Annotated in this window: 1 protein-coding gene; it reads right to left on the reverse strand. The window is 54.9% G+C overall.

Going from position 1 to position 667, the window contains the following annotated elements; all coding sequences use genetic code 11:
• Positions 1-398 precede the first annotated feature (398 nt).
• Positions 399-572, reverse strand: a complete 174-nt coding sequence (locus NW819_RS07625) for a DUF4278 domain-containing protein (RefSeq protein ID WP_414374634.1) — start codon at positions 570-572, stop codon at positions 399-401.
• Positions 573-667: the final 95 nt, after the last annotated feature.

Consider the following 667-nt stretch of genomic DNA (forward strand, 5'->3'; position numbering starts at 1 on the left):
CCCCGACAGCCCAGCTGTTGCTGACTGTCCCCCAGCACTTGCGACCGATTTGGCTCCTCCCTTTGAGGTCAACCTTGGCAAGGTCCACCTCACCCTTCCAGCAAACCCACTCCAGAAGACATAGAACCTGTCCCCAGGCAGCCTCGACGCAATCCTTCAGGTCACTAGACGGGGAGAGAAGCTGGCGGACGAAGATATCGAGAAGATATCGATGGATATCGATCTTGCTTGAGAATCTGAACTGGCTGGGCTAAGCCATCTCTTCTAGAGGTGTTGTTTTGCTCCAGTTGTTTTGCCCCAAAAGGCGACCCCAAACGGGGCCGCCCAGTCTTTATCCAGCCCTTATGGAGATTTTCAGAGGATCCCCACCTCACCTACAAGGGCAAACAGTATTCACCTCAGTAGCTTACGCCCCGGTAGGTCAGGGGCTGATGAGGGTGAGGCATCGCTTTCTTGCTGGTGTGATGCGCCCAGAAGGTTTGACCGCGATACTGAGCCTGCAACTCCTCATCGCTGAGCTGAGTATGCGCAGGAACGTAGTCAAAGGTGTTGCCACGGAAAGAGAGTTTCATATATCGCCTCCATCAACGAAGGGTTGAGTTTGTTGTCGTTGGGCCCTACGCCACGGAAAGAGTGGCGCGATTCAGTTGAGGCGCGTTCCTTCGGG

The sequence above is a fragment of the Synechococcus sp. R8-2 genome (assembly GCF_047461715.1).
GTDB lineage: Bacteria > Cyanobacteriota > Cyanobacteriia > Thermostichales > Thermostichaceae > Thermostichus.